The sequence below is a fragment of the Gordonia heveisoli genome, assembly GCF_030315745.1.
GTDB lineage: Bacteria > Actinomycetota > Actinomycetes > Mycobacteriales > Mycobacteriaceae > Gordonia.
Genome location: NZ_JASXSH010000040.1, coordinates 1 through 6,501 on the forward strand (window position 1 = coordinate 1; position 6,501 = coordinate 6,501).

Annotated in this window: 6 protein-coding genes; 3 read left to right on the forward strand and 3 right to left on the reverse strand. The window is 66.4% G+C overall.

Annotation, left to right across the window (positions count from 1 at the left end):
* Positions 1-79 precede the first annotated feature (79 nt).
* Positions 80-2,671 carry an aminopeptidase N gene (gene pepN / locus QSJ18_RS19945; RefSeq protein WP_286328402.1) on the reverse strand — a complete coding sequence of 864 codons (2,592 nt, stop codon included), beginning with the start codon at positions 2,669-2,671 and terminating at the stop codon, positions 80-82.
* A gap of 157 nt (positions 2,672-2,828) precedes the next feature.
* On the opposite strand from pepN, the gene QSJ18_RS19950 reads away from it, so the two are divergent.
* Positions 2,829-3,455, forward strand: a complete 627-nt coding sequence (locus QSJ18_RS19950) for a DsbA family protein (protein WP_286328403.1) — start codon at positions 2,829-2,831, stop codon at positions 3,453-3,455.
* A gap of 27 nt (positions 3,456-3,482) precedes the next feature.
* Here the strand turns inward: QSJ18_RS19950 and QSJ18_RS19955 are convergent, their stop codons facing one another.
* On the reverse strand, positions 3,483-4,484 hold the full coding sequence (locus QSJ18_RS19955; RefSeq protein WP_286328404.1) for a M48 family metallopeptidase: 1,002 nt from the start codon (positions 4,482-4,484) through the stop codon (positions 3,483-3,485).
* A 22-nt stretch (positions 4,485-4,506) separates the two neighbouring features.
* Between QSJ18_RS19955 and QSJ18_RS19960 the strand changes: the two genes are divergently transcribed.
* Positions 4,507-4,986 (forward strand): ribose-5-phosphate isomerase, encoded by a 480-nt coding sequence (locus tag QSJ18_RS19960; protein WP_286328405.1) that lies wholly within the window; start codon positions 4,507-4,509, stop codon positions 4,984-4,986.
* Between the two features lie 127 nt (positions 4,987-5,113).
* On the opposite strand, the gene QSJ18_RS19965 is transcribed toward QSJ18_RS19960, so the two are convergent.
* Positions 5,114-5,245 carry a hypothetical protein gene (locus QSJ18_RS19965; RefSeq protein WP_286328406.1) on the reverse strand — a complete coding sequence of 44 codons (132 nt, stop codon included), beginning with the start codon at positions 5,243-5,245 and terminating at the stop codon, positions 5,114-5,116.
* A 281-nt stretch (positions 5,246-5,526) separates the two neighbouring features.
* Between QSJ18_RS19965 and QSJ18_RS19970 the strand changes: the two genes are divergently transcribed.
* The gene (locus tag QSJ18_RS19970; protein ID WP_286328407.1) at positions 5,527-6,483 is read left to right on the forward strand and encodes a PE-PPE domain-containing protein; all 957 of its coding nucleotides are present in this window, start codon (positions 5,527-5,529) and stop codon (positions 6,481-6,483) included.
* Positions 6,484-6,501 lie beyond the last annotated feature (18 nt).

The window sequence follows — 6,501 nt, forward strand, 5'->3', positions numbered from 1 at the left end:
CACCCCCCCACCCCCCCCCCCCGCCCCCCCCCCGGGGGGGGGGGCCCCCCCTTCTCGTCGTCGTTGCGGTGTCGGGCGATCAGCCGCGGTCGTTGATCCGTGCCCGCAGAGAGCGAGCCACCGCGTCCCGTCCTTCCGAGATCAGACGCTTCAGAGCCGGCGGGTGATCATCGGCCAGGAAAGCGTCCGCCTGCGCCAGGGCGTCCTCGGTCATCGCCCCGCTCGGGTAGAGGCCGATCACCACGGTTTGTGCGACCTCGCTGGACCGTCGGGTCCACACGTCGCCGACCGCGGCGAAATACTTCGCCACATACGGTTCGAGCAGGTCGTCCTGCCCGGGCCGGGCGAATCCCTCGATCATCGTGCGGGTGTAGATATTCGCCAGTGAATCCTCGTCCACCGCCTGTGACCAGGCATGTGCCTTGGCCGCGGCGAGCGGACGTGCGGCGCGGGCCGCCGCGGCCTGCCGACTACCGGTGGCGGTGTTGTCGCGAGCGGCCTCGGCGTCGATGACCGGTGTCGACTCGGGCTGATCGGCGTCGGTGTCGATCGCTCCGACGGTGGCCAGCGCGCGCACCAGTTTCCAACGCAGATCAGTGTCGACGGCGAGCCCGGGCAGGCCGTGGGTGGCCGGATCGTCGCCGTCGTACAGTCCGCGGACTGTACCGACCTGATCGTCGTTGAGGCGGCCCGCGAGCAGGCTGTTGACGAAGGCCAGCTGATGATCCGAACCGGCTTCGGCGCCGCGGGCCAGTTCGAGCAGGCGCGCGGCGAAGGCCGGTCGGCCGGTGCTCGACACCCAGTCGGGATCGGAGTAGGCCTCCAGCGCGGTGCTCGCCTGCAACAGCACGCGCTGCACGACACCGATCTCGGATTCTGCGGCGATCCCGCGCGACACCAGCTCGACGAAGTCGCGGGCGCGCATCTCGGCCTGCCGGGTCATCTCCCACGCCGCCGACCACACCAGGGTGCGTGGCATGGAGTCGGAGATATCTCCGATGCGGGCGGTTGCGGTGGCCAGCGATTGCTCGTCGAGCCGGACCGACGCGTAGGTGAGGTCACCGTCGTTGAGCAGCACCAGGGCGCCGCGGTTGACGCCGACGAGCGCCGGGACATCGGTGCGCTCACCCTCCACGTCGAGTTCGACGCTGTGGGTCTGCTCCAGTCGTCCCGAACCGTTGTCGTCGTAGACGCCGACCTGAAGCCGGTGCACCCGGGTTTCGCCTGCACCCGGTGCGGCGCCGTCCTGCACCACGGCGAACCGGGTGAAGTTGCCGTCCGCGTCCACGTCGAAGTCGGGACGGATCACGTTGATGCCGGTGGTACGCAACCACTGGCGACCCCAGTCTGACAGGTCGCGTCCCGACGACTTCTCCAGCGCCGCAAGCAGATCGGCAAAGGTCGCGTTGCCGAAGCTGTGCGCGGCGAAATAGTCACGCAGGCCGGCGAGGAAATCCTCGAGTCCGACGTAGGCGACCAGTTGCTTGAGCACCGACGCACCCTTGGCGTAGGTGATTCCGTCGAAGTTGACCTCGACGGCAGCGATGTCGGGGATGTCGGCGGCCACCGGGTGAGTCGAGGGTAGCTGATCCTGGCGGTAGGCCCACGACTTCTCGACATTGGCGAAGGTGGTCCACGCATTCTTGTACTCGGTCGCCTCCGCCTGGCACAACACCGAGGCGAAGGTGGCGAAGGACTCGTTGAGCCACAGGTCATCCCACCAGTTCATGGTGACCAGGTCGCCGAACCACATATGCGCCATCTCGTGCAGGACGGTCTCGGCGCGCCGCTCGTAGAGATACTTGGTCACTCGGGATCGGAAGACGTAATCCTCGAGGAAGGTGACCGCACCCGCGTTCTCCATCGCGCCCGCGTTGAACTCCGGGACGAAGAGCTGATCGTACTTGCCGAACGCGTAGGGAATGCCGAAGTTCTTGTGGTAGAAGGCAAACCCCTGTTTGGTCTCGGTGAACAGCCGGTCGGCATCCATGAACTCGGCCAGCGAGGCACGGCAGAAGATTCCCAGCGGGATGTCGCCGTGGTCGTCGGAGTAGACGTCGGTCCACTGCGCGTACGGACCGGCGATCAGGGCCACCAGGTACGTGCTCATCGGGGCCGTCTCGGCGAAACGGTGTACGCCGTCGGCACCGGACTCACCGTCGGCGAGCGCCGCGTTGGAGATGACCTTCCAGTCGCCGGGTGCGGTGACGGTCAGCGTGTAGGTGGCCTTGAGATCGGGCTGATCGAAACAGGCGAACATCCGCTTGGCGTCGGCGGTCTCGAACTGGGAGTACAGGTACACCGAATCGTCGCTGGGATCGGCGAATCGATGCAGGCCCTCGCCCGTGTTGGAGTAGGCGCAATCGGCGGTGACGACGAGGGTGTTCGAGGCGGCGAGCCCCGGCAGCGGAATGCCGATCGACTCGTCGAAATCGGATACGTCCAGGTCGACGCCGTTGAGATTTGCCGACACGAGTTTCGGCGCAACGAGATCGATGAAGCTGTCGGCCCCGGCGGTGGCGGTGAACGACACCGTCGTCACCGATCGGAAGGTGTCGACGCCGGGCGCACCGTTGCCGTCGGTGAGGTCGAGTTCGATGGAGTAGGTGGACACGTCGACGATCGCCGCGCGTGCTTTAGCCTGGTCTCTGGTGAGGTTCGGAGCAGTCACCAGGCCAGCTTAACGAGGCATACGCGCGGTGGCCGGGATCGTCGAACGGATTGTCCGGGGCGATCGGCACACACGGAATCTTCCGGGCGCCGACTACGTTGCCGACAGAGGTGCCGGTACACGACTTGTCCGGCCACGCCGACCGAGAGGACACCCGATGAGTGACACCCGTGAACCCGCACAGCGAGATCGCGTGGACTTCTGGTTCGACCCGCTGTGTCCGTGGTGCTGGATCACCTCGCGGTGGATTCTCGAAGCCGAGCAGGTCCGCCCGATCGACGTGAACTTCCACATCATGAGCCTCGCGGTTCTCAACGAGAACAAGGACCTCCCCGAGCAGTACCGCGATGTGGTGACCAAGGGCTGGCGCCCGGTGCGCGTGATCGCGGCCGCCGCGGCCAAGCACGGCGACGAGATCCTGGCACCGCTCTACGCCGAGTTCGGCACCCGGATCCACAATCAGGGGATCAAGGACTTCGACGAGGTCATCAGTGGCTCGCTGGCCGCTCTCGAGCTCGACGCCGGACTGGCGGCCGCGGCCGACTCCACCGAATTCGACGATGCGATCCGGAAGTCGCACCACGAGGGTATGGACAAGGTCGGCGACGACGTCGGCACTCCCACCATCCACGTGAACGGGGTCGCCTTCTTCGGCCCGGTGCTCTCGCGCATCCCGCGTGGCGAGGTTGCCGGCAAGGTGTGGGACGGGACTGTCGCCCTCGCGTCGTATCCGCACTTCTTCGAGCTCAAGCGCACCCGGCACGAATCACCTGAATTCGACTGAGTGCTCCAGCTGCCAGATGCCGCCGGGTCAGGCACCCGGCGGCATCTGCATGCCGTTGGGGAGTGAATCCGGTGCGACCGCGGCCGGGTGCGGTGGTGGCGGCACCGGGGTGACATTGCCACTGCCGATGCCGCGGACGAAGCGTCGGGGCCGGAACAGGATCGAGCCGCCGCGGGTGCGGTCACGCAATGCCGCGGCTCGCCAGGTCAGCACCGGGTGGCTGGACATCAGATTGACCGCCCAGGTGAAGAACCCGCGCTCGTGGGTGGCACGATCGGCGAACTGGTCGAAGTCGACCGCGGTGAGCATGTACTTGCCGGCCGACAGTACGCCGATGGCGCCGGGGGCACCGGTGGGCTGTGCGTAGTAGCCGTGATTGTCGGCGGTGTACTCCTGGGCCCGCGACAGCGTCGACCCGAGCACGGGGATGTTCATCCCGACGATCGTGGCCAGTTGTCGCCAGTAGGAGGTGTGCCCGGCCGCGATGTGTCCGACCTCGTGCGCGATGACGAACTGCAGCGCATCCGGGTCGCGGGCAGCGCCGCCGATCTCGAACAGATCCGAGTAGACGACCACGAAGCGCCGGAAACCGTGGCCCGAGGCGTAGGCGTTGATCTGCCCGTTCCCGAGAACCACGTAGGCATCGGGAACGTACTCCAGGCCGAATCGTGCCGCCGCCTCGACAACCATGCGATAGCCCTCGCCGAACTGGGTGGGGGTCATCTGAACCCCGTTCACCCGCGGCGTGGCGTAGGTGAGCCCGCGGATCAGGTACAGCAAGAACGGGAACGCGAGGATGCCCAGGAAGAGCTCGGAGATGTTGCCGACTGCCACGAGCAGCACGACGACGGCGTATGCGACCACGGTCAGCAGGATCACGATGACGAGCATCGGGATCTCCCAGGGGTGCAGACGCGGCCGCTGCGCGAAGCGGGCGGGCGGCAGCCAGGTCCGGTTGGGGTCTCCGGGGAGCGCACGGGGTGCGTCGGCCACACCGGGAACATTGGGGATCGGCGAAAGAGCGTCCACTCGACCAATCTATAGTGGCGCCATGCGTGTCTACCTCGGTGCTGACCATGCCGGTTTCGAACTCAAGAACCAGATCTCCGAACATTTGACCGCCGCGGGCCACGATGTGGTCGATTGCGGCGCCCACGAATACGACGCCCTCGACGATTACCCCGCGTTCTGTATCGACGCGGCCCGCCGGACGGTTGCCGATCCGGGCAGCCTGGGCATCGTGCTCGGCGGCAGCGGCAACGGTGAGCAGATCGCGGCCAACAAGGTGCCCGGCGCACGCTGCGCCCTCGCGTGGAGTGTGGAGACCGCGCAACTGGCACGCCAGCACAACAATGCACAACTCATCGGCATCGGTGGCCGTATGCACAGCAAGGAGGAGGCGCTCGCGATCGTCGACGCCTTCCTGTCCACGCCGTGGTCGGATGAGGCACGGCACCAGCGTCGTATCGACATCCTCGCCGAGTACGAGCGCACCGGCGAAGCACCCGCGGTGCCCGGCGCAGACGCCTGAGCCACACGGTCTTACGTAGAACCACCACTAATGGACAGAACCACCGGGTTTCGCCCGGTGGTTCTGTCCATTAATGGTGGTTCTTGTGCCTGGCCTGGCCGCGCTGCGTCGAAAGTGTTGGTGGAGATCAGGATTCGGCGCGCTGCGCCATGATCAGCAGTTCGTCGCGCTGCGATACGCTTGCGACGCGCCAGATCTCGTCGTACAGGCGACGGCTGGAGTTGGGGAGGAAACGGGCACGAAGACGTGCGATGGACACGAAAATCACTTCCTTGTGAATCTTGAATTACATACTCCAGTGTCCGCACTTCTCGCGCAATATCAACCTGACCTGGGGTGATGTTGCTTACGTGATTTTCCTCACCCTGTCGGAGTGGCGGAGAGTCGATGTCGATCGGCTCCGAACATGCTCGGCGACTACAGGATTCGCCTATCGCGTCTGAGCTGCGAACCTTTGCCGGCCGACGATGAGGTGGGGATCTCAGTGAACATTCAGCGTCCCGCGCGCTGATTCTCATCCACCGCGCCGACCATGGCTGCATGAACACAGTCGTATCGGTTGCGGGCGATGCGCCCCGCCTTGGTGTCGGGGATCCCGGCTTCGCCGAACAATCCGTGCTGGCCTTGTTCGTCGGCGGGACCGGTGAATCGTCTGCCGACGACCGGCGCGACGAGGTCAGTGGCTTGTTGGCACGGGTCGCCGATGAACTCGACGAACGCTTCGTCACTCGGTGGATCGGCTACCCGGCCAGCTATGGACCGGCACCCCGGTTGGACGGCATCAGCTTCACCGACAGCGTCGCCATCGGGGTGGACCGCCTGCGGGCGGCGATCAGGGCGAGTGTGCAGCCGCTTGTTCTGGTCGGCTATTCGCAAGGAGCGGTCGTGATCCGAACGGCGCTGTCTGAGATGTCCGCGGTATGCGATCCGGCGCTCTCGGGGGTGCTGGCGGTCGGTCTGGTCGCCGACCCCCATCAGCCGCCCGGCGTCGTCGACGGTTGCGCGGGCTGGGGTGTCGCGGGGCCGGGACCGCGGCTTCCCGAGGATGTGCCCATCCGCTGGGTGGGGGCATCCGACGATGTGATCTGCAACGCCGATGCCGACTCGTTCGTCCGCGACATCGCCGATCTCACTGCGGCCATCTCGTTCGCCGCACCGCGGGCGTGGCTGGTGGACTGCTGGCGGCGGCTACGGGCCAACAGCTTCCAGAACGCCGGCCGAACCTCGCTACGGCCGAGTCAGTGGCGGCGCGATCTGGCGCGGATCGCCAATGCGTGGGCTGCGGTTGCGTGCTACCTGCCCGCATCGATCGTCCTCGGCGGGCTGCGTATCCGGAATCGTCGGGGCGGTCGGCATACCTCCTACGTCGACGAGCCCTATCGGTCGGGCAGTGTCACCGATCCGGAGTCGTCGGGGTGCGTCGTCGTCGCGCGCTGGTTGCAGGTGCAGGTCACCTTCGCCGGCTGCGGGTTGTGGGAGGCGGCGCGGGTGGCATGAGCACGAGGGGTGATCATG